The sequence below is a fragment of the Bradyrhizobium genosp. SA-4 str. CB756 genome (assembly GCF_000473125.1).
GTDB classification, from domain to species: domain Bacteria; phylum Pseudomonadota; class Alphaproteobacteria; order Rhizobiales; family Xanthobacteraceae; genus Bradyrhizobium; species Bradyrhizobium arachidis.
The window spans coordinates 123790-150318 of the sequence record NZ_KI421499.1 but is presented as its reverse complement, the minus strand read 5'-3'; the positions used below and the strand labels follow the sequence as shown (position 1 = coordinate 150318).

Annotated in this window: 24 protein-coding genes; 6 read left to right on the top strand and 18 right to left on the bottom strand. The window is 64.5% G+C overall.

From position 1 onward, the window contains the following. Positions 1–1127 precede the first annotated feature (1127 nt). Entirely contained in the window at positions 1128–2702 is a 1575-nt protein-coding gene (locus BRAGE_RS0100740; RefSeq protein ID WP_027564121.1) for a porin, read from the bottom strand. Positions 2703–3236: 534 nt separating this feature from the next. Between BRAGE_RS0100740 and BRAGE_RS0100735 the strand changes: the two genes are divergently transcribed. After that, complete coding sequence (locus BRAGE_RS0100735; protein WP_027564120.1) at positions 3237–3716, top strand: MarR family winged helix-turn-helix transcriptional regulator; 480 nt, start codon at positions 3237–3239, stop codon at positions 3714–3716. Between the two features lie 91 nt (positions 3717–3807). Here the strand turns inward: BRAGE_RS0100735 and BRAGE_RS0100730 are convergent, their stop codons facing one another. After that, the gene (locus tag BRAGE_RS0100730) at positions 3808–4893 is read right to left on the bottom strand and encodes an alpha/beta hydrolase family protein (RefSeq protein ID WP_322596929.1); all 1086 of its coding nucleotides are present in this window, start codon (positions 4891–4893) and stop codon (positions 3808–3810) included. Between BRAGE_RS0100730 and BRAGE_RS0100725 the strand changes: the two genes are divergently transcribed. The 4 genes from BRAGE_RS0100725 to BRAGE_RS0100710 all read left to right on the top strand — a co-directional run bounded on the left by BRAGE_RS0100725 (position 4892) and on the right by BRAGE_RS0100710 (position 9667). After that, a complete protein-coding gene (locus tag BRAGE_RS0100725) occupies positions 4892–5131 on the top strand; it encodes a hypothetical protein (protein ID WP_027564118.1) in 240 nt (79 codons plus the stop codon). The genes BRAGE_RS0100730 and BRAGE_RS0100725 overlap by 2 nt on opposite strands. A 526-nt stretch (positions 5132–5657) precedes the next feature. After that, positions 5658–6722 (top strand): ketopantoate reductase family protein, encoded by a 1065-nt coding sequence (locus BRAGE_RS0100720; RefSeq protein ID WP_027564117.1) that lies wholly within the window; start codon positions 5658–5660, stop codon positions 6720–6722. Positions 6723–7230: 508 nt separating this feature from the next. Beyond that, positions 7231–8049 (top strand): YkgJ family cysteine cluster protein, encoded by an 819-nt coding sequence (locus BRAGE_RS0100715; protein WP_027564116.1) that lies wholly within the window; start codon positions 7231–7233, stop codon positions 8047–8049. A gap of 103 nt (positions 8050–8152) precedes the next feature. Then, entirely contained in the window at positions 8153–9667 is a 1515-nt protein-coding gene (locus BRAGE_RS0100710; protein ID WP_027564115.1) for an ATP-binding protein, read from the top strand. Positions 9668–9677: 10 nt separating this feature from the next. Here the strand turns inward: BRAGE_RS0100710 and BRAGE_RS0100705 are convergent, their stop codons facing one another. The 11 genes from BRAGE_RS0100705 to BRAGE_RS0100655 form a co-directional block, all read right to left on the bottom strand. Continuing rightward, positions 9678–10748 carry a HoxN/HupN/NixA family nickel/cobalt transporter gene (locus tag BRAGE_RS0100705; RefSeq protein ID WP_084334947.1) on the bottom strand — a complete coding sequence of 357 codons (1071 nt, stop codon included), beginning with the start codon at positions 10746–10748 and terminating at the stop codon, positions 9678–9680. Between the two features lie 214 nt (positions 10749–10962). Further along, positions 10963–11703 (bottom strand): ABC transporter ATP-binding protein, encoded by a 741-nt coding sequence (locus BRAGE_RS0100700; RefSeq protein WP_027564113.1) that lies wholly within the window; start codon positions 11701–11703, stop codon positions 10963–10965. Further along, positions 11700–12533 carry an ABC transporter ATP-binding protein gene (locus tag BRAGE_RS0100695; RefSeq protein WP_027564112.1) on the bottom strand — a complete coding sequence of 278 codons (834 nt, stop codon included), beginning with the start codon at positions 12531–12533 and terminating at the stop codon, positions 11700–11702. The genes BRAGE_RS0100700 and BRAGE_RS0100695 overlap by 4 nt, the downstream gene beginning before the upstream one ends. After that, positions 12533–14356, bottom strand: a complete 1824-nt coding sequence (locus tag BRAGE_RS0100690) for an ABC transporter permease (protein WP_027564111.1) — start codon at positions 14354–14356, stop codon at positions 12533–12535. The genes BRAGE_RS0100695 and BRAGE_RS0100690 overlap by 1 nt, the downstream gene beginning before the upstream one ends. Before the next feature lie 25 nt (positions 14357–14381). Next, on the bottom strand, positions 14382–15539 hold the full coding sequence (locus BRAGE_RS0100685; RefSeq protein WP_027564110.1) for an ABC transporter substrate-binding protein: 1158 nt from the start codon (positions 15537–15539) through the stop codon (positions 14382–14384). A gap of 59 nt (positions 15540–15598) precedes the next feature. Continuing rightward, positions 15599–16177, bottom strand: coding sequence for an alkylhydroperoxidase domain protein (locus BRAGE_RS0100680; protein ID WP_027564109.1), 579 nt, complete (start codon positions 16175–16177; stop codon positions 15599–15601). A gap of 15 nt (positions 16178–16192) precedes the next feature. Beyond that, entirely contained in the window at positions 16193–16792 is a 600-nt protein-coding gene (locus BRAGE_RS0100675; protein ID WP_027564108.1) for a CMD domain protein, read from the bottom strand. A 3-nt stretch (positions 16793–16795) separates the two neighbouring features. Continuing rightward, complete coding sequence (locus BRAGE_RS0100670) at positions 16796–17842, bottom strand: putative FMN-dependent luciferase-like monooxygenase (protein ID WP_027564107.1); 1047 nt, start codon at positions 17840–17842, stop codon at positions 16796–16798. A 119-nt stretch (positions 17843–17961) separates the two neighbouring features. Beyond that, positions 17962–18744: a MetQ/NlpA family ABC transporter substrate-binding protein gene (locus BRAGE_RS0100665; protein ID WP_027564106.1), complete on the bottom strand. Its 783-nt coding sequence runs from the start codon at positions 18742–18744 to the stop codon at positions 17962–17964. Positions 18745–18947: 203 nt separating this feature from the next. Next, complete coding sequence (locus BRAGE_RS47585; protein WP_141263153.1) at positions 18948–19139, bottom strand: hypothetical protein; 192 nt, start codon at positions 19137–19139, stop codon at positions 18948–18950. 121 nt (positions 19140–19260) lie between these two features. Continuing rightward, positions 19261–19455, bottom strand: a complete 195-nt coding sequence (locus BRAGE_RS0100655) for a hypothetical protein (protein ID WP_027564105.1) — start codon at positions 19453–19455, stop codon at positions 19261–19263. Between the two features lie 234 nt (positions 19456–19689). On the opposite strand from BRAGE_RS0100655, the gene BRAGE_RS0100650 reads away from it, so the two are divergent. Next, a complete protein-coding gene (locus tag BRAGE_RS0100650) occupies positions 19690–21477 on the top strand; it encodes a peptide ABC transporter substrate-binding protein (RefSeq protein ID WP_027564104.1) in 1788 nt (595 codons plus the stop codon). Between the two features lie 448 nt (positions 21478–21925). Here the strand turns inward: BRAGE_RS0100650 and BRAGE_RS0100640 are convergent, their stop codons facing one another. The 5 genes from BRAGE_RS0100640 to BRAGE_RS0100620 are packed head-to-tail and all read right to left on the bottom strand — an operon-like array spanning position 21926 to position 26512. Next, complete coding sequence (locus BRAGE_RS0100640; RefSeq protein WP_035729239.1) at positions 21926–22645, bottom strand: ABC transporter ATP-binding protein; 720 nt, start codon at positions 22643–22645, stop codon at positions 21926–21928. Continuing rightward, positions 22638–23393 (bottom strand): ABC transporter ATP-binding protein, encoded by a 756-nt coding sequence (locus BRAGE_RS0100635; RefSeq protein WP_027564101.1) that lies wholly within the window; start codon positions 23391–23393, stop codon positions 22638–22640. The genes BRAGE_RS0100640 and BRAGE_RS0100635 overlap by 8 nt, the downstream gene beginning before the upstream one ends. Beyond that, positions 23390–24388, bottom strand: a complete 999-nt coding sequence (locus tag BRAGE_RS0100630; protein WP_027564100.1) for a branched-chain amino acid ABC transporter permease — start codon at positions 24386–24388, stop codon at positions 23390–23392. The genes BRAGE_RS0100635 and BRAGE_RS0100630 overlap by 4 nt, the downstream gene beginning before the upstream one ends. Continuing rightward, on the bottom strand, positions 24385–25260 hold the full coding sequence (locus BRAGE_RS0100625) for a branched-chain amino acid ABC transporter permease (protein ID WP_027564099.1): 876 nt from the start codon (positions 25258–25260) through the stop codon (positions 24385–24387). The genes BRAGE_RS0100630 and BRAGE_RS0100625 overlap by 4 nt, the downstream gene beginning before the upstream one ends. 10 nt (positions 25261–25270) lie before the next feature. Then, complete coding sequence (locus BRAGE_RS0100620) at positions 25271–26512, bottom strand: ABC transporter substrate-binding protein (protein WP_027564098.1); 1242 nt, start codon at positions 26510–26512, stop codon at positions 25271–25273. Between the last annotated feature and the right edge of the window lie 17 nt (positions 26513–26529).

Sequence of the window (26529 nt, the reverse complement as noted above, 5' to 3'; positions counted from 1 at the left end):
AGCGCCGTGCCACCATCTCTCCATGATGACAGAAGTCGTGGGCACATTTCGCTTTGCCCACCCTACGATGCCTGAATGTCTGGCACGCTCTCTGCCTATCACTGCAACTTTCGTGAGGGCGCGGCTTCGCTCTTCCAACTGTCATTCCCCGCGAAGGCGGGGAATCCAGTACGCCGCGGCCCATCGATTCAATCACGAGCCCTCGGAGTACTGGATCGCCCGGTCAAGCCAGGCGATGACAGCGAGTGTGTGGTTGCAGACATGCGTATTCGCCCTCGCGGCGTCATTCACCCGAGCTTTGCTTGATCTCTCCACCCTCAAGGCCAAGAGGGCGCAGGGAAGGCCGGGTGCCGGCTAGCACCCACGGTCCGCTGCGCGAATAGGTAGCGCAAGGAGACCGCACAGCAGCATACAGGTGAAGCCCAACACACGGCCTTCCCTGCGCGATGGTTGGACGGCTTATGCCGTGCTCTCCCGGGAGCCGAGTTCGTTCTGGCCTCCCTCACTCTCACGAAAGTCGCCGGCACCGCGCCGGTTGACGCGACTGCCGCATCCGCAAGAGCTTGACCGTAGCAACGACGGCCAGGACCACACGGTTTTGCCGTACGCACGGCCCGCTATTCGCCGCAGTTTTCCCAGCCCTGTCGACAGAGCCGGAAACTTACAGGCGAGACGAACCTGACAGCGCCGTTCGTCCACGCGCGGTTTCGGGCTCACGGAGAGCAATCCGCCCCGCCCTAACCTCTCGCGTCCGACGCTGCCGCGTCCACCGCACCCCCTGCTCGCGAACCGTGACGACCTCACGATCGCCCCTCAAGGATGAGCCAGGATGGGCGACACATACGCTATTTCCGAATTTCGGTAAAGCGGAATATTTTTGGGAGGAGGGGTTGACGGGCGGCGACACAGGCCGCGCTACGCAGGCCCGGACGGAGCGGAGCGCAATCCGGGGCGGCTGTCGCTCGTGGCAAGAACCCGGATTACGCTGAGCCTGTCATCGGGCGGCGCTCCGCGCCGACCCGTTGGCTTCCTCCGGGCTACAAATCTCCGTCGGGGCTACGAATCGCCACAAAAAAACACCCGGCGGTTGCCCGCCGGGTGCTTCGTCGAATTGCTTTCGACTAATCTTACCAGTTGCGCTGAGCGCGGAGCAGCAGGGTGAACGAGTCCTGATCCTTCAGCTCGGTTGTCGCGGCCGGCTTGGCGACCGGGAAGTTGGCGCCGGCAGCAACCACGCCAGCATACTTCTGGTCGACATGGGTCCAGGTGAAGTCGCCCGAGAACGTGAGGTTCTTGACCGGGGTCCAGCGGGTGATCAGGCCAATCTGACCGATGTTGAAGTCAGGATTGCACGAGGTCACGCCCGCAACCGACGAGAACACGCCACCAGCTCCGCAGAGGAAGGTCTTGGTCCCACCACCGAACTGGGCCTGAGCGTAGGCACCGTAGATCGCGGTGTTCCAGTACGGGTCCCAGTTGTGGGTGTAAGCGCCACGGAAGCCCCAGGTCTTGACGCTTTCCTGCGAACCGCCCGTGACGTACGTGGTGTCCGGAGCGGTAACCGCGGCGACGCTCTGGTAGGCAAGGCTCGAGCCGCCGTACATGATGTACGAGCCGCCCGCCAGGTTCTGGAAGTTGTAGCGGGTCGCGCCGTCGGTGTAGACGCCCGAGATGTTGATCACGTCACCCGCACCGGTCGGGATGTTCTTGATCGACAGAGCGAGCTGAACCGCCCAACCCCACTTGTCGTCGGGGTGACCAGTCGTCTCGGTCGCGCCGTAGTAGGCAACGTGGTTGTCATGCGCAGCCACCGACGCCTGGAAGAGGCCCCAAGCCTGATCGACACGCACCATACCGACGAGGTTCGGCGAACGCGAGCCGCCGATGGCGTTGGCACCCAGCGCACCAGTGGTCAAACCGGCGATAGCAGCAGCACCAGCAGCGCTGCTGACGTTGAGGTTGCCGGCCTGGTAGTACGCAGTTGCGTCTTCAGCCGAGAACGCCGCCGTCACGCCCTGACCGAAGTCAGCGGTGTAGGTGAACTGGTTGACACCAGTGACCGTGCCCGAGCCGCCGACGAGACCGTCGAAGTTGTTGCCGGGATAGTTGGTCCAGGGCGCGTCGAACTGCGACACGGCCTTACCCATGGTGAAGCCGGCGAACTGGATGAAGGCATAGTACACGCCGAGCGCACCGCCCGAGGTGCCGCCGTCAGTCGGGTTGATCGACGAACCGACCAGCGCCGGGGACGCACCAGCGTTGTTGAGGGCCAGCGTGCTGCTATAGGCAGTGCCGCCGAACCCAGAACCCGTGCCTTGATAGCTACCCGTGGTCCAGGAGAACGTCGCATCGAAGAACGTGCGGACGACGCCGTATTCGGTTGCGGTGCGCGTGTCGATGTTGAGATCTTCACGAGCGCGCATGGTGTAGTAGTTGCTCAGGCGATTGCGCCCCGCGGCAGGCGCGGTACGCTGCGAGTCATAGATGCTGTTGGTGTTCAGACCAACTTCAGCGCGCAGATAGCCACCCAGCTTGATGCAGGTGTCAGTGCCCGGGATGTAGTAGAAGCCGGCGCCGTACAGCGAGCAGATCTTCACGTATTCGACCGCCTTGGCCTTCACGGGAAGATCGGCTGCGAACGCGCCGGAGACGGCCATCAGGCCGGCTGCCGAGCCGAGAAAGAGCGTCTTCGTCAACTTCATTAGTAAACCTCCAGGTGTCGGTTCAGGGGGCCGGGTCCTCGCTGGAGGCCGCGTTACCCACATCAATTTCCGTTCAATTCAGGTCCGCACTGAAGGTCCGGACTGAAACGACAGTGAGGTGCCCCCCCTCCGTCGTGCTTCACGTATAGTTTATAAAAACAATCGCCTCAATTCATTGATTTGATGAAGCGCAAGTTCTGAAGAGGATGTTGCCGCCAAGCAACAGGGCGGTTTACTGGCCATCTAGATGCTGAAAACAAAAGAAAAAGCCCTCAGGGGGCATCCCGAGGGCTTTCTTGGAGGTCTCACATTGCTAGCTGTCGACGTTGGTCAAGAGCAGCAAACTTGAGTGGGATTACATGTAACCCAATTAATTGTTTTATGCAAGCGTTGAATGGCCAAATGGTTTTCGCGGCACGATAGGCATCGACGCCTCCCGCACGCTATGCACGGGACACGTGCCCAATATCCCGGTACAAGATCTACTTTGCTGACCTGTCTGATTTCCTTCTGCCTGAGCGATCCCGGGACCACATGATTGAGAAGAGGCTCGACAGAGCGATTACGGACTTCATTTGGAATGTGGTCGAAATCCACTCTCAGCTCGAGGACATCCACACCAGCTGGGCCACCCTGCTAGGCATTACCGAGCCGCAGTGGCTCATCTTGATGGCCATCACCGAACTCGATGAGGGGCGCGGCGTCGCCGGTATCGACATCGCGAACAAGCTGCGGATCCATCCGGCCTTCGTGACCAACCAGACCAAGAGCCTCGAGAAGGGCGGATTCCTGTCGCGGCGACCGGCAGCCGACGATGCCCGCTTCGTCCTGATGTCGCTGACAGAGAAGGCGACGACGGAAATCGGCAAGCTCTCCAAGAGAAGGCTCGCCTTGAATTCGACCATGTTCAATGAGCTCGATGAGGAGACCTTGGCCGATCTGAATGCTGCGCTGGCCAAGCTCGCCAAGAACGCGCGGCTTGCTGCACGATTGCTGGCCATCGACGCTTCGTGATCCGCCGACGTCGGGCGCAGCACCGCCTGGCCATCCCTGATCGACGTCACGCCGCACCGGAGCGACCTGCACGCGATGCTCCTTGATCCGGCTAGAGATAGGTGAGGGAATCCGGCTGACGACCAACTCCAAGCTTGCCGTCGAGCCATTCGAAAATGAAGTCGTCCACGGCGATGAAATTCTCGACCTCGCCCAGCGGGTGAGGGATGCAATTCGGCACCACGATCGAGCAATCGGCTCCGGCCTGCCGATAGAACGTTCGAAGTTCGAGAGCCTCGTGCTCGCGCACCATCGAGCGACTGCCGACGACCACCAGAAGCGGACAAGATAGTCGACGCGACGGCAGCATCGAGCCTGTCGAGCTCCCGTCCTGGTCGCTCTGCTCCAGTCCGGTCATCCAGCGAAACGGCGCCCGGCGCATGAACTGCGTCAGAAGGCCACCGTCGCAAACGGCGGCAGCGATCCTGCCATCCGTGAGTGCAAGACGGGATGCATGCGGGGCGGCGGCGCCTTCGCCATAGATCGCGATCCGCTGCTGGTCGATATCCGGACGAGCCTCCAGATAGTCCAGGCAGCATTGCAGCACATGCTCCGGCTTGAAAGAACGACGATGGGACGAATTGCAGGGGTCGATCAGCAGCAGCGACATGTTGCGGCGAAGCAAGGCTGGCGGCAGCCGACCCATCATCGAGCTGCCGGTGATGTGCTCGTCACTGATGCAGATGACCACGGGTGCGCGAGGCCCCCGACGCCCGCCCTGGACAAAGAAGCCGGCAAGCACCTCCTGACCAAAGCAATCGATCTCGACGCGATCGATCGCAAGGCCAGCGTCATCCTCGAAGCTTTTCAGGCCGGTCGCGAGCTTGTCTGCGAGGTCGGCGTCCGCGATGTCTTCCTGACAAGACAGGCTTCGCGCGACTTGGATCGCCGTCTGCGCGCACATCCACGCTTCATGCGCGATCCGGCCAGAACGGTCCGCGCGCGCGAATTCGGCCAAGGTCCGATAGTCTTCTGCGACCCGCAACCAGTCCGAAATCCATAGCCGCCTGTGTGCCTCGCTCGCCAGTTCTGCAACGGGCAAGCTATCGAAGAATTCGGACGCGCGTCTACGCAAGCGTACCAGGCTTCCACCGGCGCCGTCACAAGAACCATGAGGCCAATGACCACCGTCCATCATGATCTCCGAACAGCAGCGTCAGCGGTTGCTAGACTTGCCGGCTTCGCTTCCAGCATGGCGCGCCGCGCGCCTGCTCGATTCCGTCGCAACGCGCCTGATCGTGTCCGTCGATCTGGCTGCCGATCGCAACGAGCCGGCCTCGCTCAAAGATTCAGGCTGGCTCAACCCAGTGGTCAGTTCCCCGCTCCGTGCGATCGAGGTTCTCCACTCTGCCATGTTCGCGATCCCCGCGTTTTAACATTTGTTGTCATCAATGATCAAAACAGACCCGCGATGACGATGCGGCATGTCGTATCAGCCCTGATCGCGTAATTTTTACGGCGCGAATCTAGCGCACCGCCAATCACGATAATGGCGAAAGATGCGGCTGATTGCCGCTTCGTCAACGCGACTATCGACGGAGAGCGACCGGAACCGTTGACGGCCCATTCAAATATATCGTGAGACGATATGTATCCTTGTGTGCCGATATGCATCCTTGCGTGCATAGCCCACCCGAAACGCGCAAAACATTCGTTAAACAGAATTTCGGTATGACAGAATGTAATGGCGACAACTGGGCGGGAATTGCCCCGCCGCGCGACCGGCGAGCCCCCGGCAACCTGGACGGGGTCGCACGCCATCCGGCCGACGGAATATAGCCCAAGGCCTTGTATGCATTATCCCAGTTGCCATCCTCACGCACTTCGCCTTACATGCCGGCAACTCGCCCGCGGATGACGGCCGGGGCTCAAAAATCACGCACATTGTCGAGGGGACGGAATATGGCGCGTAACATATTGATTCTCGGAGCTTCCTACGGCTCGCTGCTGGGCACGAAGCTGCTGATGGCCGGGCACAATGTGACCCTGGTCTGCCGCGCCAAGACCGCTGAGCTGATCAACCGCGAAGGTACCGAAGTACGCATCAAGCTGCGCGACGAAGCCGCGCACCGGGCTATCTTCTCGCGCGACCTGCCCGGCAAGCTCGACGCGGTGACGCCGGCCAATGTCGACCTCTCGCGCTACGACATGGTCGGCCTCGCGATGCAGGAGCCGCAATACACCAACCACACGGTGCGCGTTCTCATGGTCAAGATCGCCGCCGCGAAGCTGCCGTGCCTGTCGATCATGAACATGCCGCCGTTGCCTTATCTCAAGCGCATTCCGGCGCTCGCGGACATGGATCTCGAGGAGGCCTACACCAACGCGCAGGTGTGGGAGCGCTTCGAGCCGGGCCTGGTGACACTGTGCTCGCCCGATCCGCAGGCGTTCCGCCCGCCGGAGGACGCGGCGAACGTTCTCCATGTCGGCCTGCCCACGAATTTCAAGGCATCGGCCTTCGCCGACGAGAAGCACAACAAGGTGCTGCGCGAGCTAGAGGCCGACATCGACGCGGTGACGCTCGACGGCCACGACGTGCCGGTGAAGCTGAAAGTGTTCGACTCCCTGTTCGTGCCGCTGGCGAAATGGTCGATGCTGCTGACCGGCAACTACCGCTGCATCACGCCGCACGAGCCGCAATCGATCCGCGACGCCGTTCACGGCGACCTCCAGCGCTCGCAGACGATCTACGACCATGTCGATGCGATCGCCCGCAAGCTCGGCGCCGATCCGCAGGACCAGGTGCCGTTCGCGAAATACGCCAAGGCCGCCGAGAGCCTGCTCAAGCCCTCGTCGGCTGCGCGCGCGATCGCGAGCGGCGCACCCTTCATCGAGCGCGTCGACCTCCTGGTGAAGCTGATCTCGCATCAGCTCGGCGTGCCCAATGCTGAGATCGATCGCACGGTCGACACCGTGGACCAGAAGCTGAACGAGAAGATCGTGCAGGGCGGGTCCGGCGCGCAGTAGCGGGCCGCTTCCGTTCCTGTCGGATCGCGTCGACCTTGACGCGGCGTGCTCCGTAGCCCGGATCACGCTGCGCTCCCTCCGGGGCTGCATTCATTCGCCGAGCACCCGGCCAGTTCCCGGTGTGATGCATGAGCAACGCGCCGCGCGATGCTTCATCATCAGCGCGCAATCACGCAAACGTGTCGTCTTTCCGCGCGCGAGCGCATGCCTCGCGCATATCACAGCCGCGTGAGAACACGCCGGCTGCTCATCGTCTGTTTGGCTGGACGGCGGTGAAATGACGCCGTTTTGCCCGCGGATCCGTCAAGCGCGATCGAAATTCCCTGTCGCCAAGGCTTGAAGCGATCGGCGCGCGGCGCGCGCGATCCTGCATTTGCGCAGGCGCCGCATGCGCGCAGATCAGTCTCCGCTTGTTGTCCCGCAAAACGGAGGACGATAGCTTTTCGCCTCAGCCATTATGCAATGCCGGCGTCCAGGAGCGGACGCAAACCAACAAGATAAATAAAAAATGGATCAGGCAATGCTGAGCGTCGTTCGCGCGGTCGAGGCGGGCGCGACGACGATGAAGGGCGTGATCGACGCCACCGGACTATCCCGTCTCAAGATCGAACGTGCATTGACCGCGCTGGAGAAGCAGAAGCTGTTGGTCCGCGACGGCCAGGGTTTTCGCGCGACCGGCCTGCCGAAGACGGCGCGTCCCGCCCGGCAATGCGGTTCCTGCAACGCCTGCTGCGACATCCTCGAGGTGGCCGCCGTCGACAAGCCGGTGAACCAGCTCTGCAAGCATTGGCAGACCGGCACGGGATGCACCATCTACGACCGCCGTCCGCAGATGTGCCGCTCGTTCGTCTGTGCTTGGCTGCAGGGCCATCTCGACGACGAGTGGTTCCCCGCGAAGGCCGGGCTCATCGTCCATTTCAGCCAGGACGCGGTCAACGTCACCGCAGACGACCATTGTCCCGATCGCTGGCGGGAAGAGCCTTACTTCAGCAAGCTCGCCGAATGGTCGCTGAACGGCATCAGGCGGATAGGCAACCGCGGCTATGCGACCCTCATCGTGTCCGGCCCCGACCGGTTCATGCTGCTCGGACGCACCATCGTTTCGGAACCGACGCTGTTCGGCACCGCGTTCCTGCCGCTGACGCAGGACACGTTCCGTTATTGGAGGGCAAGATCGCCCGAACATCTGCAGCGGCTGCACGAGCGCATCGCCGAGGTCGAGCGGATCAGGCAGGAATTCGGCTCCTGCGCGATTCCCGACAACGAGGACGACGATCCGCAGGCGCCCTATCGGCCCGCACTTCTGCGGCTCTCGAATCACGCCTAACTCCGCCGTGGGCAACACGGCATGATTCGCCCTGTTCCGCTCGACGCGCCCCGGCCGGATTGATAAGCCCCTGTCCGCGAATGACGGGACTTGAGTCGGGGACATGACGGTTGCGATCGAGATGGGGCAGACCACGGCAGGCGCCGCGGCCGCCATGGACCTCGAAGAACTCTTGGCGACCCGCCTCCTGGTGCAGGGCAATTCCGGCTCCGGCAAATCGCATCTGCTGCGGCGCCTACTGGAGCAGAGCGCGCCCTGGGTGCAGCAGGCCATCATCGATCCCGAGGGCGATTTCGTCACGCTGGCCGAGCGATTCGGCCATCTGGTGATCGACGCCGAGGATCACACCGAGCGCGGCTTGCAGGTTGCCGGCGAACGCGCGCGATTGCATCGCGTCTCGACCGTGCTCAATCTCGAAGGCCTCGATGCCGAGAATCAGATGCGGCGCGCCGCGGCATTCCTTGGCGGGATGTTCGACGTCGACCGCGACCATTGGTACCCGATGCTCGTCGTCGTGGACGAGGCGCAGCTGTTCGCGCCTGCCGTCGCCGGCGAAGTGTCGGACGAGGCGCGAAAGCTGTCGCTCGGCGCCATGACCAATCTGATGTGCCGCGGCCGCAAGCGCGGGCTTGCCGGCATCATCGCGACCCAGCGCCTCGCCAAGCTCGCCAAGAACGTCGCGGCGGAAGCCTCGAACTTCCTGATGGGCCGCACCTTCCTCGACATCGACATGGCGCGGGCCGCCGATCTGCTCGGCATGGAGCGGCGGCAGGCAGAATCCTTTCGCGATCTCGAGCGCGGACAGTTCATGGCGCTGGGACCTGCGCTGTCGCGCCGTCCCCTGCGCCTGAACATCGGCGCGACCGATACCAGCCCGCGCAATTCCACGCCGCGGCTGATGCCGCTGCCCGAAGCGACGCTGGAGGATGCGCGCGCCGTGATCCTGGCGGCACCGCCACCCGATGCCAGCCGGCCGCAGCGCCGGCCCGCGCCGGATTTGCTCGAGCAGCTCCGCGCGGCGAAAGCAGCCGCGACGCCGGAGATCCGCACCGAAGTGGTCGAGGTGCCCGTCAGCGCCGAGGAGCTTGCGGAGCGGCGCGAGCGCGTCGATCGTACGCTTCGCGCCGTGCTGGCCGAGCCAGATGCCGGCTTCCGCGCCATCGGCGTGCTCTATCAGGAATTCGTGGTCCGCTGCCGCATCGAGGGCCTTGGCTCGGCGGTGCCCGACCTCAACGAATTCCGCCGCATGCTGACGCATGCACGCGCCGGGCTCGGCACCGACCTCGCCGAGGACGATGCCTGGCAAGAGGTGTCGCTGCGCGCCTCGATCCTGCCCGACGACATGCAGGGCGTGTTCATGATGATCGCGCGCGCCGCGAAGGAGGGCTGGCCCTGCCCCGGCGATGCCGCGATCGCCCGCGCCTACGGCTCGCATTCGCTGCGCCGGGCGCAGCGCCTCCTCGGCTATATGGAGGAGCAGGGCCTGATCGTCGTCCAGCTCGACGGCGGTGGCCGCAGGTTCGTGACGCTAGTGGAGCTGGCCTGGGCGACCGCGCCGGGCGATCCCAATGCGGACGAGCTGCCGGCGGAGCGAGTGCAAAGCGCGGCTTCGCTCTGATCCCGGGGACTCAGGCCCGTCGCGCTACCTCGGTCGCATCGATCAGCATGTCAGGCGCGGCACCGCGATCGTCAGCAAAGATACGGCGGTGGAGCGCGACCGAGACGAGCCAGGCGATCGCAAACAACGCGATCACGGCAAAACCGAGATTGGCGAGCGATCCGTTGAGACCGTCGACCAGCACCCACACGCCGCCGGACAGGCCGAGCCGATCGGCGATCAGCCCGAGCGCCTCGATGCCGCCGATCAGCAGCGCCACCGCGACGGAAGCGCCGGTGATGGTGAGGTTGTACCAGAGTTTTCGCAAGGGATCGACGAAGGCCCAGCGATAGGCACTCACCATCAGCGTGGAATCGGCGGTGTCGACCAATGCCATGCCTGCTGCGAACAACGCGGGGAAGACCAGGATATCGGCGAGCGAGGCGCCGTGCGCGGTCTCCGTGGCGGAGATGCCGAGCAGGCCGATCTCGGTCGCGGTGTCAAAGCCCAGGCCGAACAGGACGCCGAGCGGATACATGTGCCACGGCCGCGTCACCAGGCGGAACATCGGGCCGAGCAGACGTGCCAGCATTCCGCGATTGGCGAGCAGCGCATCAAGCCCTTCGGCGTCGTGAACGCCCTGCTCGCGCGCGATGCGGATCGCCCGCCACAGGCTGACGAAGATGGCGAGGTTGATGGCCGCGATCACGAGCAGGAACAGCGCCGATACCGATGTGCCGATGAAGCTGCCGATCTGCTTGAGCAGGCTGTCGGCGCCAAGGCCGACGACGCCGAGCGCGAGCAGCATGGCCGCGACCACGACGATGGTGGAATGACCGAGCGCGAAATAGAGGCCGGCGCTGCGCGGCGTATCGCCCGCCTGCATCAGCTTGCGCACGACGTTGTCGATCGCGGCGATGTGGTCGGCATCGACGGCGTGGCGCAGCCCGAACACCCAGGCCAGCAGCGCTGTCGCCATCACCGTCGGACGGTCGCCGAACGCCGCGAAGGCCCAGGCCCATGCGGCGATGTTGGCGGCAATCAGCCCGCCGAACAGCAACGCTACGCCGGGCTCGATTGCCCGCAAGGACCATCTCGTCACGAATTCAATCCGTCCGTACGCTCCATCGCACGGTATGATATTTTCATAGAATAGTCACACTGACCAGCCCCGGCTGTGGCCTGATGATCGCATATGCGAATTTGCAGGGAGGTCGTCATGCCCGGGCTCGTCCCGGGCATCCACGTTCTTCGCGCTGCAGCCTAAGACGTGGATGGCCGGGTCAAGCCCGGCCATGACGAGTGGATAGATCGCACTACGCCGCCTCGGAGCCGCCGAGATAGGCATCCCGCACGCGGGGGTCGTCCGCCAGCGCCCGCGCCGGGCCTGACAGCACGATCCTGCCGGTCTGGAGCACATAGGCCTCGTGTGCGATCTCGAGCGCGAGGCTGGCATTCTGCTCGACCATGAAGACGGACACGCCTTCTTGGTTGATGGTGCGGATCAGCTCCAGCACGCGATCGACATAGAGCGGCGACAGGCCCATGGTCGGCTCGTCCATCACGATCATCCTGGGACGGCTCATCAGCGCGCGCGCCATCGCGACCATCTGCTGCTCGCCGCCGGAGAGCGAGCCGGCACGCTGCGACAGCCGCTGACCGAGCTTTGGGAAGAGTGTCAGCATCCTGTCGAGATCCTGCGCCACCGCATCGCGATCGTTGCGCACGAAGGCGCCCATCAGGATATTTTCGCGGACGCTCATGTCGGCGAACAGGCGCCGCGCCTCCGGCACCGAGGCGATGCCGCGGCGGACGATCTGCGGCGTGGACAGGCCAAGCAGCGAGGCGCCGTCGAAAGTCACATCACCCGAACGCGGCTTCACGAGTCCCAAGATGATCTTCATCGTCGTCGACTTGCCGCTGGCATTGCCGCCGAGCAGGCAGACGATGTGGCCGCGCGCGACCGTGATCGAGAGGTCGAAATGCACCTGGGCCTGGCCATAGAACGTGTTGACGTTCGACAGCACCAGCAGCGGTTCGGGTGTGCTCGCCGTCATGCCGCGCTCTCCTGCTCTGGCGTCAGGCCGTGACCAAGATAGGCCTCGATCACCTTGGGATCGTTGCGGACCTCCTCGCCCGGCCCTTCCGCGATCTTCTTGCCCTCGTCCATGACGATGACGCGGTCGGAGAGCCGCATCACCATCTCAAGCTTGTGCTCGATCAGGAGGATGGTCAGCCCTTCCGCCTTCAGCTCGGCCACGAGCGCCTGCATCTCCGCCGTCTCGGTCGGGTTCATGCCGGCGGTTGGTTCGTCCAGCAGCAAGAGGCGCGGCTTCAGCGCGAGCGCGCGCGCGATCTCGACACGGCGGCGGTTGGCGTAGGACAGGCTGTAGGCCGGCTGGTCGATCCGCGGCAGCAGCCGCTCGCCGAAGCGCGCGAGAATGGCCCTCACCTCCTCCCGCAGCCGCTCTTCCTCGGCCTTGACGCTGGCCGGGCGCAACAGAGCCAAGCCCAATTCCAGCAGCGGGCCGATCACCGGCACCGCCGGTTTCACGGCGCGCAGCCGCGTGTGCGCGCCGATCAGGACATTGTCCATGACGCTGAGATTGCCGAAGACGCGGCCGAGCTGGAACGTGCGCGCGATGCCTTCGGCCGCAAGCCGTTCCGGCGACAAGCCCGTGATGTCCTGGCCTTCGAAATGGACCGTGCCGGCATCAGGCCGGTCGAGCCCGGTCACGAGATTGAACAGCGTCGTCTTGCCGGCGCCATTCGGGCCGATGATGCTGATGAGCTCGCCCCTGGCGAGATCGAGATCGATGGCATCGACGGCGGTGAGGCCGCCGAAACGGCGCGTCAGTCCGCGCAGGGACAGCATAGGCTCCGCCATCACATCGTCCCCAGCAGGCCCTGCGGCCTGAACCGCACGAGCAAGAGCAGCACGATGCCGTAGATCAGGATGCGGTACTCCGCCGCGATCCGGAACACTTCGGGCAGGCCGACCAGCGCCACCGCCCCGACGATGGCGCCGACGACATTGCCGAGGCCGCCAAGGATAACGACGGTCAGCGCCAGAATCGATTGCTGCGTGTTGAAGGTTTCGTGGTTGATGTAGGAATAGAGATGCGCGGCGATGGCGCCGCTGACGCCGGCAGCAAAACCGCCGAAGATGAAGGCCAGCGATTTGTAGCGGTTGAGGCTGAGGCCATAGGCGCGCGCGGCGATGTCGTCGTCTCGGATGGCGCGAAAGCTGCGGCCAAGGTGCGAACCGAGCAAGCGGCCCTGCAGCAAAGCGAGTGCGACCATCACGACAAAGCTGAACCAGTAGATCGAAGTCGGGCTGACCAGATCGTAGCCGAACAGCGACAGCGGCGGGATGCCGGAGATGCCGATCGGTCCGCGAGTCACGCTTTCCCAGTTCAGGATCACCAGCGACACGATCTCGCCGATCGCGAGCGTCGCGATCGACACATAATGCCCGCGCAGCCGGAACGACGGGGAGATCAGCGTCGTGCCGAGCGCGGCACTCATCAGCCCGCCGGCGATGATGGCGAGACCGACCGGAACGTTGAGGGTCAGCGACAGCAGCGCCGAGGTATAGGCGCCGATCGCGAGCAGCGCCGCGTGCCCGAGCGAGACCTGCCCCATCGTGCCCGCCACCAGGGTCAGGCTGAGCGCGAGCATGCCGAGCAGCCAAGCGTTGATCAGGGTCTGGAGCACGTAGAAGGACACCGGGAAGAACGGCAGGACCGCGAAGATCGCGACCGCGACCAGCAACGCCCAGCGCGGAATGCGCACCGGGCGGCTCGGCGCGATGAAGGTGCCGGTGAGCGGCTCGGGCGGTGCCTGCCGCGCGCTGGCGAATAATCCGTTCGGCCGCAACACGAGCACGACCACCAGCAGCAGGAACGCGAACAGATTACGGTAGCTGGTGCCGAACACGGCAACGCCGTAGCTCTCGACGAGGCCCAGCAGCAGGCTGCCGATGACAGCACCGGGTACGTTGCCGGCGCCGCCGACCACTTCGGCGACGACGCCCTTGAGCGTCGCCTGCAGGCTCATCGCGGTGTCGATCTGGTTGTAGTACATGCCGACCAGCATGCCGGAGACGCCGCCGAGCGCTGCGGCAATGCCGAACACCGCCTGATTGACGCGGTTGACGTCGACGCCCATCTGCATCGCGGCGTCGCGGTCCTGCGAGGCCGCGCGCACCGCCCAGCCGAGCTTAGAGTAGCGCAGGAACACGAACAGCAAGAGCGCGCTGGTGATGCCGACGCCGGCGATCAGCAGGTCGAGCGGCCCGATGGTGCCGCCGCCGACCTGGAAGCGGACATCAGGCAACTGGCTCGGCAGCGCGCGCGGGTTGGGCGAGAAGGTCAGCATCACCAGCTGATCGAGCACGAAGCTGATGCCGATGGTCGCCAGCAGCGGCGCGATGCGCACCGAGTTCTGGAGCGGCCGCAGGCCGAAACGTTCGATGACCAAGCCGACGATCGCAGCTGCCGCCGCGACCACGATGATGGTGAGCGGCAGCGGCGTATGCAGCTGCACCACCGCGACCCAGCCGATATAGGCCCCGACCAGATAGATCGAGCCTTGCGCGAAGTTGATCAGCCGGCTGACGCCGAAGATCAGCGCGAGCCCGACCGCAACGAGGGCGTAGACATTGCCGACGATCAGCCCGTTGATCGTGTAGTCGAACCAGGAAGACACGCTGGGTTCCTACTGAGGAGGGAGATCAGGTCGGCTTGCCGTCCCAGAGCGCGAACTGACCCTTGCGCACGACCAGCTCGGCATTCATGGCGCCCTTGACGCGGCGGGTCGCGACGTCGAACGTCGCGGTGCCGAAGATGACGCTGGGAACGTCCTTGACCTTGGTGAAGGCGTCACGGATCGCCTTGCGGTCGGCGCCACCGATCCTCACCACCGCGGCCGCCATGTTCATCGCATCATAGGAGTAGGCGTTGAAGGCGTCGGGCTCCAGCCCGTTGTATTTCTTCTTGAAGCCGGCAATGAACTTCTGCACCTCGGGCCGCGGGTCTTCTGGGAAGTAACGCGTGCCGACATGGACGTCCTCGACCGCCTCGCCGCCGAGCTCCAAAAATTTCGGCGAGTAGACCGAGCTTGCGGCGCAGATCACCTGCTTCAATCCGACCTGGCGCGCCTGGCGCGCGATCAACGCGCCGTCGGAGTAATAGGAGATCAGGATCAGTCCGTCCGGATTGGCATCGCGCACGCGCACCAGGGTGGAGCGGAAGTCGCGTTCCTCCGCGATGTAGCCTTCGGTGACCGCGATCTCCGCGCCATATTCCTTCGCGGCGTTGACGAAATAGTCGCGGCTGGTGCGGCCCCAATCGGTGTTGAGGTGCAGCACCGCAAGCTTCTTCAGGCCGAGGCGCTTCACCGCATAGCGCGCCAACAGCGGCTGCTCGTCGGCCTGGCTGACCGATGTGCTCCACATGAAGTCGCCGCCCTTGGTGAAGTCAGGATGCGAATTGGTGAAGCCGAACTGCACGAGGCCGCCGCGCTGATAGATCGGCGATGCCGCCATCGAGGCGGGACTGGAGAAGTCGCCGAGCTCCATGACGATGCGGGGATCGGAGACGAATTTTTGCGCGATTGCGACCGACTGGCGGGGATCGCTCTGGCTGTCCTCGAATTGATAAGCGAGCTTGCGGCCGTTGATGCCGCCGGCCGCCTGGATCTCGTCGAGTGCGAGATCAAATCCCTGCTTCCACTGCGTGCCATATTGCGCATTCGGCCCGGTCAGAGGACCGCTGACGCCGAGCAGGATCGGCTCGGAGGCTTGCGCAAACGCGCTGCGCGAGAAGGCGGCTCCCGCCATCATGGCAGCGAGCGAGCCTTTGACCAGGGTACGGCGATCGATGTTGCTCATCTACGGCTCCATCCACTCAATGTTGAAACAAGCAGCAATTCTTGTGCCGGCGAGACTGCCTATTTCGAGGGCTCGCCGAGCGACAGCATCAGCCGGTTCGCCCAATTGAAGAACGAGGCGCCGTTGATGACGTCGACGATCTCGGCATCGTCGAGCCCGGCCCGGCGCAGCTCCTCGATATTTTCAGGACCGAACGCGATCGGCGTCGCCGCCAGCGCCACCGAGGCCTTGACCACGGCGTTCCAGCGCTCGCCGAGATCGGCCTTGACGCCCTCGTCGAGCAGGCGCTGCACGTCGTCGCGGCGCTTGGAATAGGTGCTGGCGAAGCGCGCATGCACGGACGCGCAATAGATGCAGCCGTTGTAGCGCGAGGTCGCGGTAGCCGCGAGCTCACGCTCGGCGCGCGGCAGGCCGTCGGCCACGTTGTAGAAGACGTCCTTGTCGGTCTTGGTCCGGGCTTCAAGGACTTCAGGGTCGCGTACCAGCAGCCGGAAATATTCCGACTTGGCGCGGGCGCGATCGACGAGACCGTTGAAATGCCGTTCGGTCAACTCGGCCTCGGGCAGCGGATCGATCCAGGAGACCCAGCCGAGCTCATCCTGGGTGAAGACGACGGGCGGATTGACGGTGGCGCTCATGATTGCTGCCTCCTCTTATGCATTCACGGCAGCGAGCGTGCGCAAGCCGGTGACGACGCGCACCTGGAACGACAGGAATGCGACGAGCTGGGAGAACGTGACGATGCCGCTGGTCGACCAGCCGGCGGCGAGCAGTGCCTTCATGTCGGCGGACGCGGCATCGCGCGGACGGAACACCAGCAGATGCGCGTGCTCGAACGCCGCGGCTAGTCTGCCGCCAAGGGCGGACTTGCCCTCTGCACTCACGCGGTAGATCAAGCCGGCCGTGTTCTCGGCTGACAACGGCCCGGCCGGATACGCGCCGTACGGCCCTGAGGTTTCGCCGCGCCCGATTTCGGCTTCGACAACCTCCACCAGGCGCGCGCCATCGGCGGTCGCAGCCAGCTTCGCGCGGTAGAAGGCGGTGAAATTGGGCTCGCGGTGCAGCCCGATGACGAAGAGCGCGATTGCCGCGCGTTCCACAAGCGAGAACTCGCCGGCGTCGATCGGCTCGAACAGAGAGAGATAGCTCTTCTGCGCGTTCTCGCGCGCCTGAAGACGGCGGGCACGGATGGCGTCCAGAGCCGAGCCCGGCTCGATCCCGGCGAGCGTGTCGATGATATCTTCTGTTGCCATCATTCAGCCTCGTGCAACACGTTGATGCGCATCAGTCGCCGCCGTCCGGACCCAGCCCAGCGCCGGCGCGACCTTCTCCGCGACCAGCTCGATCGAGCGCAGGATATAGGGATGCGGCGCATCGACCGAGTGGGCCTGGAAGACCAGATCGGTCACCCGCTCCAGCGTAGCATCCGTGCGGAGCGAGGCGATGACGTCGTCGGCCGCGCCAACATGGGTGTCGAACGCCGTGATCATCTCCTCCAGCGTCTCGCCCGGGGGCAGGTGCCCGCCCTTCATGAATTGCGGCAGCGCGCGCCGCAGTCCGAGGTCTGCGAGGCGCATCGCCTCGGCGTGGTCGTCGGCGACGAAGACGCTGCGTGAGGCCATGATGCGGGGCTCGCAGCCCGGCGGCAGTGCTTCGAGATAGGCATCGATGATCGGGTTCTGGATCTCGGCAAGCGTCGCCTTCGGCGCGTCCTTGGTCCGCGGCTGGGTGCGCGACAGCAACAGGCCATCGCCCGCCTTGCCGGCGCGGGCGCCACCGGCGACCGAGAACGTCGCCTGCCAGATCCGACCGTCCAGTTGCGGCCGCTGCGGATAGAGCGTGTCGCCGCCTTCGAGCACCTTGCCGGTCAGCGCGGCGCGGACGACCGCCAGATTGCGCGCAAAGATCTCGTTGCGCTGGGTGCTGTCGAGGCCGAAGGCGGCAAAGGCCGACGGGTTACCGCCGGTGCCGACGCCGAGCTCGAAGCGGCCGTTGCAGATGAGGTCGAGGACGGCAGCGTCCTCGGCCACCCGCACCGCGTTCTCAAGCGGCAGGGTGACGATGCCAGTGCCGAGGCGGATGCGCGAGGTTTGGGCGGCGACATAGCCCAGGAAGGTGAAGGGCGACGGCAGGCCGCCTTCGCGTTCGTGGAAATGATGCTGCGCGATCCACGCGGAATCGAGGCCCGCCTTTTCGGCGCGCACGATCTGCTCGGCTGCAAAGCGGTAGCGCTCGGCGGGCGGCGCCTCGTCGAGGAGGCGCGTGAAGAATCCCAGTCGTTTCAGGTTTGCGAAGCGTTTCATTACGACCCCTGCCGGGCGAGAATGGGCCCCGATGATGTCGGTTGCCGCAGCTCCAGACAAGCGGGCATTGCGCAAGGCTGCCCGCCGGGACGGCCCTGCGCTGGAGCCAGGCAGTCTGCCTACCAGCTCGGCAGCACCGCGCCCTTGAACTTGGTCAGGACGAACTCCTTGACCTCCGGCGTGTGGTAGCTGTCCACGAGGGTCTTGACCCAGGGCTTGTCCTTGTCGGCGGTGCGGACCGCGATCAGGTTGACATAGGGCCCCTTCGGATCCTCGCGCAGGATCGGATCCTTGACCGGATCGAGCCCAGCCTGGGTTGCATAATTGGTGTTGATCGCGGCGGCGTCGACGTCGTCGAGCGCGCGTGGCGCCTGCGCCGCATCCACCTCGATGAACTTCAGCTTCTTCGGATTCTCGGTGATGTCGAGCACCGTCGGCTTGAAGCCGGTGCCCTCCTTCAGCTTGATCACGCCCTTGTCGCGCAGCAGCAGCAGCACGCGGCCGCCATTGGTCGGATCGTTCGGGATCGAGACCTTGCCGCCCTCGGGGATATCGGCAAAGGCCTTGTGCTTCTTCGAATAGACGCCGATCGGGAAGTTCACGGTCAGCGCGACGGACTCGATCTTGTAGCCGCGATCGGCTTTCTGGTTGTCGAGATAAGGCTGGTTCTGGAACGAATTGGCCTGGATCTCGCCGGCATCCAGCGCGGCGTTCGGCACGACGTAGTCGGAGAACTCGATCAGCTGGATGTCGAGGCCCTGCTTGGCGGCGACCGGCTTCACCGCTTCGAGGATCTGCGCATGCGGTCCCGGCGTCACGCCGATCTTGATGGTCTCGGCGCTCGCAGCAGCGGACCAGGCGGCGAGCACGGTTGCAAGGATCAGGGGAAGGCGAAACGACATCTTGGTCTCCGGCAGTCTGCGGCAATGATGGGAACCGTATTCGCTTCTCCGCCGGGCGAAATCAATGAAATGAATATCCATATTGGCGGCAAGTCGTGGGCTGCGCCTTCTCGATTCGCCACCGGACGTGAAACGAATTGGCGGCAGCGATTGCGCCCGCGACAAACGGCCGGCACATCATGGCCGGCCGCGCTCTCTCGACGTCATCCTCGCGCGCTGTCGACCAGCAGATTCCAGATTCGCTGGGTTTCGCACCTTTTGCGGACATCGGGGCTTGCCTCCGGCTCCGAGCGCGAGCGGCTATCGGCCGGCTTGGCCTCAGGCGGCGTGATCCATCGCTCCGAGATCGGATCGTACCATTTTCCGATCGACATTCCGATAAACAGGTCGCTCACGAAGATCACCTCGCCGAACAAATTCGCGTGCCGCTCTCGCCCGCTGCATCTGACGCAACGCCCGTCTGGAAAACGAGGTTCGCTTGCGAACGTTCCTCCTGGGGACGAACGGCCCGGCGCTTCAAGCCGGCTTTGACGGATGCTGCGTGCGCGGGTGGCGCGCGTGCAGCAGCCGTGCGAGGTCTTCGCGCTCGCCGTCGCGCTGCTTCATCGCGGTCTCGAACAGCGCCTCCTGGATGTCGCGGGGCATATCTCCCCACACGTCCATCGCCGCCCGCCCGAGCAGACGCGCAAAATGGTCTTCTCCCTCGCCCATCGGAGCCTCCTGATCCCGCCTAAAAAGATGGAACGGCCGTCGCGCTGCGGCGTTCCACAACCATCCCCGTGAAAGCAGGCGTGGCCGGCGATCGACCATGCTTATCCGCCGCGCGCCTCCGCCATTTCGCCGCAGGGTTTTCCGCTCTTGCCGCCCCTTGCCGGCATTGCCGCCTCGTCCGTGATGAAACATGATGGGACGCTGGCGACGAATGTTCCAAGTGGAGGCCATCTGATGGACGAGAACGACATCCGCAAGGCAATCGCGGAGGTGAAGCAAGGCACGTTGTCGCGGCGCGGGTTCATCCAGACCATGGCCGCGGTCGGGATCGCGGCGCCGATCGCAAGCCAGATCCTGCTCTGGAATGACGTGGCGATGGCGGACGCCACGCTGCCCTACAAGCCGACCAAGGCCGGCGGCGGCGGCCCGCTGAAGCTCCTGCTCTGGCAGGCTCCCACTCTGCTCAATCCGCATTTCGCGCTCGGCACCAAGGACCAGATCGCCTCGCGCATCTTCTTCGAGCCGCTCGCGGGCTGGGACAAGGAGGGCAACCTCATCCCCTGCCTTGCCGCCGAGGCGCCGACCAAGGCCAATGGCGGCCTTGCGGCGGACGGCATGAGCGTGATCTGGAAGCTGAAGCAGGGCGTGCGGTGGCATGACGGCAAGCCCTTCACCGCCGACGACGTCGTCTTCACGTGGGCCTATGCCGCCGATCTTGCGACCGCGGCCTACACCACGGGATCCTACAAAGACATCAAGGTCGAGAAAATCGATGACCATACCGTCAAGGTGAACTTCAGGGCCCCGACGCCGTTCTGGGCCGATCCCTTCGTCGGCTCGGTCGGCCAGATCCTGCCAAAACATCATTTCGCCGACTATGTCGGCGCGAAGTCGCGCGAGGCGCCCGGCAATCTGAAGCCGGTCGGCACCGGGCCGTACAAGTTCGTCGAGTTCAAGCCGGGCGACCTGATCCGCGCCGAACGCAATCCCGACTATCACATCAAGAATCAGCCGCATTTCGACACGATCGAGATCAAGGGCGGCGGCGATGCGGTCTCCGCGGCGCGCGCCGTCCTGCAGACCGGCGAATACGATTTTGCCTGGAACATGCAGGTGGAGGAGGAGGTCCTCAAGCGCATGGAGGCGGGCGGCAAAGGCAAGCTCGACATCACGCCTTCCGGCAATGTCGAGTTCATCATCCTCAACACGACGGATCCCTGGACCGAGGTCGACGGCGAGCGGTCGAGCGTCAAGACCAAGCACCCGACGCTGTCCGATCCCGCCGTTCGCCGCGCGATCAATCTCTTGATCGACCGCGATTCGATCCAGAAGTTCATCTACGGACGCGGCGCCGTCGCAACTGCGAGCTTCGTCAACGCGCCCAAGCAGTTCAAGTCCCCCAAGCTGAACTACGAGTTCGACATCGACAAGGCGAGCAAGATCCTCGACGAGGCCGGCTGGGCCAAGGGTGCAGACGGCATCCGCGAGAAGGACGGCAAGAAGCTCAAATACGTGTTCCAGACCTCGACCAACGCGCCGCGCCAGAAGACGCAGGCTATCATCAAGCAGGCCTGCCTGAAGGCCGGCATCGAGATCGAGATCAAGGCGGTCACCGCATCGGTGTTCTTCTCCTCGGATGTCGGCAATCCCGACACCTACTCGAAATTCTACGCCGACATCGAGATGTACAACACGACGCAGCCGCAGCCCGATCCGGAGCGCTTGCTGAACCAATGCGTGTCCTGGGAGATCGCGACCAAGGACAACAAATGGCTCGGCCGCAACAATTCGCGCTATTCCGATCCCGAAGTCGACAAGGCCTACAAGGCCGCCCAGAACGAGCTCGACCCGGTCAAACGCGCCGCGCTGCTGATCAAGGTCGACGAGACCTTCTGCGAGGCCCACGTCTTCCTGCCGCTGCTCTCGCGCCACATCGTCAATTCCAGCGTCAACAGCCTGATGGCCGACATCTCGGGCTGGGACACCATCACGTGGAATCTGGCGGGCTGGTATCGGGTCTGAGGACGCACGCGAAGGAGCGGCGAACGCAAGGCCCGCGGGCTTTGCGACATTCCGCGTGTTGTGTGCTTCAGGTCACAGCAGAATCAGGCGCCCTCGCCTAGACTCCCCGGGCATGGCCGCAAACAAGGTAACGGCGGTACGCATGAGGCTGGGGAGGCGATCAACAGCTTGGGACTTCTCGAAGCCGCCAGGGTGCAGAACCCGGCGGCTTTTTCTTCACGCGAGGCCTAATGCCGGATCGTGTCTGCCTCGACGATCACGACCCGTATCTCGGGATGAAGCGCAGCCCCGCCCTCGGGGGGTATGGGGGGCTGGGAGGCGGGGCCGCGCAGGCCAGCCATCGGCGGCGATGCCGGCCCGCCGATTCAAGCTTCGATCACGTTGAAGAGTTCCTTTGCGTCTGGCGCCGCCAGACTGATTCCATTTCGACCGGCAAGTCTGAGGTCGGTCACACCGCGCAGTAACGCTCCTGGATGTCCTTGTCCGCCAGCAGCGCCGCGGCGCTGCTTTGATGCACCACCTCGCCCTGGTCGATGATGACGGCGCGGTCGGCGAGGCGCAGGGCCCATTCGACGTTCTGCTCGACCAGCAGCAGCGTCTTGCCCTCGTCGCGCAGGCGGCGGAACAGCACGCCCATCTCCTCGACCAGGACAGGCATGATGCCCTCCGAGGGCTCGTCGAGCAGGATCATCTTGGGCTCACCGATCAAGGCGCGGGCAATGGCGAGCATCTGCTGCTCGCCGCCGGAGAGCGTCACACCCTCCTGATCGAGGCGCTCCTTGAGGCGAGGGAAGGTTTCGGCGATCTCGTCGATCGCGGTACCTTCATCGATGTCGCCGCCCGCCGCGACCAGACCGAGCCGCAGGTTCTCGCGCACGGACAGGCCCGGGACGATGCGGCGCTCCTCCGGCACGTAAGCCAGGCCGAGATGGAAGCGCTGATGGGCGCGCAGAGGCAGCAGCTCCCGGCCCGCAAAGCGCACACTGCCCGTCGCCTTCGGCATCAGGCCCATCATCGCCCGCAAGGTCGTGGTCTTGCCGGCACCGTTGCGGCCGACGAGAGCAACGACCTCGCCCGGGGCCACATGCAGCGAGATGCCGTGCAGGATATGGCTCGCGCCATACCAGGCGTGGAGGTCGTTGATTTCGAGCAGCGCTGTCTCAGCCATAGCCTTCACTCTGTCCGAGATAGACCCGGCGGACTTCCGGATTCCTCCTGATCTCGTCAGGCGCACCGTCCGCCAGCAGGCGGCCGTGATGCAGCACCACGACGCGCTTGGACAGGCCCAGCACCATCTTCATCTTGTGCTCGACCAGCAGCACGGTGCGCTTCTCGGCGAGCCGTTCGAGCAACGCCACCATGTCCTTGGTCTCCTCCGGCCCCATGCCGGCGGTCGGCTCGTCCAGCAGAAGCAACTCCGGCTCGGAGACCAGTGCGATCGCGATCTCCAGCGCGCGCTGCTGTCCGTGCGACAGGAATTTTGCCATTTCGTTGCGCTGACCAAGCAGTCCCACCGCTTCCAGCGCCGTATCGGCGCGCGCGTTCAGCTCGGTCAGCCGGGCCCGATTGCGCCAGATGTCATAGCTCACGGTCAGTGCCTGTGCCGCCACGCGCACATTCTCGTGCACGGACAGATCGGGAAAAATGTTGGTGATCTGGTAGGAGCGCGAGATGCCCCGATGCACGAAGCGGTGTTGCGATAGGCCGTTGAGCTCGCGGTCCCTGAAGTGCAGCTTGCCCGAGGTCGGCGTCAACGCGCCCGAGAGAATGTTGAAGAACGTGCTCTTGCCGGCGCCGTTCGGCCCGATGATCGAGGTGAGCTGTCCGGCTGCAAAGGACACGGTGATGCCTTCGAGCGCGACGAAGCCGCCAAAGCGCTTGCCGATCCCGTCGGCGCGAAGCAGTTCCCCGCTCATGGCCGCGCCTTTCCGATACGAAGCGTATCGAGCAGCGTGCCCCAGATGCCCTTCGGCAGGAACAACACGAACAGCACGAAGATCGCGCCGACAAAGATCTGCCAATGCGGCGTCCAGAGCGAGATGACGTCCTCCAGGATCAGGAAGCTCGCGGCGCCGACGAAGGGCCCGAAGAAGCTGCGGGCGCCGCCGAGCAGCACCATCATCACGATCATACCGGAGGTCTGGTAGTGCAGGATGTCCAGCGGCACGATCGACAGATGCAGCGCCAGCATGCAGCCGCCGAGCGAGGAGATCGCGCCCGACAGCATGAACACGATCAGCTTGCTGCGCTCGACGTCATAGCCGCAAGCCCGAGCACGCTGCTCGTTCTCGCGGATGGCCTCGATCACGGCCCCGAACGGCGAGTTGAGAATGCGCGACTGGAACCACATCGCCAGCGCCGCGAAGGCCATCAGCACGTAATATTTGTTGACGGGGTCGAGGAAGTTGACCTGAAAGCCGAACAGGCTGATGCGGTCGACCGTGAAGCCGCGCAGGCCATTTTCGCCGCCGGTGAAGGACGAAGCCTGCAGCGCGACGTAATAGACCAGCTGGGCCAGCGCCAGCGTCACCATGGAGAAGTAAATGCCGCGCGTGCGCGTCGAGACGATACCGATCGCGGCCGCAAGACAGGTGCTCAGCAAGACCGCGATCGGCACGGCCGCAAACCACGGCACGCCATAGCGGCCGATCGCGATGCCGGTGAAATAGGCGCCGGCACCAAAGAACGCGGCCTGGCCGAACGACAGCAGCCCGGTGTAGCCGAACAAGAGATTATAGCCCATCACCACGACGCCGTAGATCAGGACGTTGACGGCCAGCGCTTGCGACGGCAGCAGCCAGGGCAGCACGGCCAGCACTGCGATCGAGAGCAGCACACGCTGCTCAAGCAGCCAGCCGAGGCCGCTGGACGAGGGTTTGGCGACCGCTTCGCCGCTCGAAGGGTGCGTCACGCGGTCCTCCCTCTCACGCCGAACAGGCCTTGCGGGCGGATCAGCAGCACCACCGCCATCAGCGCGAACATGACGATGGTCGCCATCTCGGGCGCGAACAGCGCCACCATGCTGATGGAGATGCCGACCATGAGGCCGGCAACGACGGCGCCGACGATCGAGCCGAGCCCGCCGATCACGGTGACCACGAACGCCTCCGCCAGCACCAGCGAACCCATCTCCGGATTGACGCTGCGCATGGGCCCGGCGAGCACGCCGCCGAGCGCAGCGAGGCCGACGCCGAGGCCGAAGATCGCAAGCCACACCCGGCCGATATCGACGCCGAGCACCTGCATGATGGTGGGATCGCGGGCGCCGGCGCGCACGATCAGGCCGACGCGTGTCTTCTCCAGCGTCAGCCAGAGCACCAGCAAAACGACCGCCACCAGCGCGATGACGAACAGGCGGTAACGCGGGAAGAAGCCGATGCCGAGATCGACCACGCCGATCAGCTGCGGCGGAGTCGGGAACGGAATGCCGTCGCTGCCGAACACGATGCGCACGCCTTCGACCAGGATGTAGCTGAGGCCGAAGGTCAGCAGCAGCGGATCGTCGATCGAGCGTCCATAGAGCCTGCGGATCAGGACGAACTCGATCAGCATGCCGAAGGCGCCGATCAGGATGGGCGCAAGCAGCAACCCCCACCAGAAGCTCCCGGTCAGCGACGCCAGATACAGCCCCGCATAGGCCCCGATCATGAACAGCGCGCCGTGGGCGAAGTTCACCACCCCGAGCATGCCGAACACGATCGTCAGTCCAAGCGCAGTGATCACCAGGACCGCCCCAAGGGCGATCCCGGAGAGAAGCTGCATGATGATCAGCGACAGGTCCATCGTCTATGTCTTAGGTGGCATGGCCGAGCTCGCTGCAGGTCCGCAGCATGTCGTCGGAACCCGCGTCATTGGCGAGAATGGCAAACAGATCGTTGTCGCCCGCCATGGCCGATTTCTTCTTGGACTCCAGCACCAGCACCGACTGCACCGACTGATGGTCGCATTTGCGATAGTGCTGCGGGCCCTTGGTCAGATCGTATTGCAGTTTCTCAAGGGCATCGACCACCTTGTCGGTGTCGGTGCCGCCGGCGGCCTGCATGGCAGCCAGCAGCGATCCGACGCCGGAATAGCCATAGGCGCCGTAATCGGTCGGAATCGCACCGCCATTGGCGGCCTTGAATGCCGCATTGAAGGCAGCAGCCGTCTTGCTTTGCGTCTCCAGGCCCCAATAGTAGTTGGCGCCGCCGACCACGCCCTCGAACACGTCGGGGCCAACGGCGAGCCGCTGATTGTGCAGGATCACGGGGACGACGATCTTCATCTGCTGCTTCACGCCGAAATCCACCGCCTGCTTGATCGCATTGGCCTGGTCGCGGCCAAAATTTGAGATGCAGAGCACGTCCGGCCGCATCGACATCAGGCGCGGCATGAAGGTGGAGTAGTCGGCAGCACCGAACGGATGCAGGATCTCGCCGACATTGTCGGCCCCGATCGCGGCCTGCGCGCGCTTGAAGCCGCGCAGCATCTCGTGGCCATAGGCGTAATCCGCCACAAGGTGCGCGACCTTCATGCCCTTCTTCAGCGTCTGCCGAGCCACGGCCGCTGTCGTCATGTGCGGGTTCAGCGCCTCGTGGAAGGTGTATTTGCTGAAGTCCTTGGCTTCGTTGATGGTGTCGGACTGGCTGATCGACACGTAGATCACGCCGCGGGCGCGCGTGACCTCGTTGACTGCAAGCTGCACGGCGCTGGAGAGCGCGCCGACCACGGCATGCACCTTGTCCTTCTCGATCAGCTCCAGCGTGCGGGTTGCGGCTTCGCCGGCGTTGAGCTTGTCGTCACGGACCAGCAGCTCGACCTTGCGGCCGCCGATGCCGCCCTTGTCGTTGACGAGCTTGACGGCGAGCTCGGCGCATTTGACCTGGTCGCGCGCTTCGGCGGCGAACGGCCCCGTGAGCGGCGTCGGAAAACCGATGCGGATCGTCTCGTCCGCAGCGCGGCCGAGCCGGGGCATGGCGAGCAGTGCCGCGCCGGCCGAGAGGCCAACGAGCGCGGTGCGGCGGGTTATCTTTGGGGTCGGACCGGATTTGGGCATGATTTCCTCCAACTGTC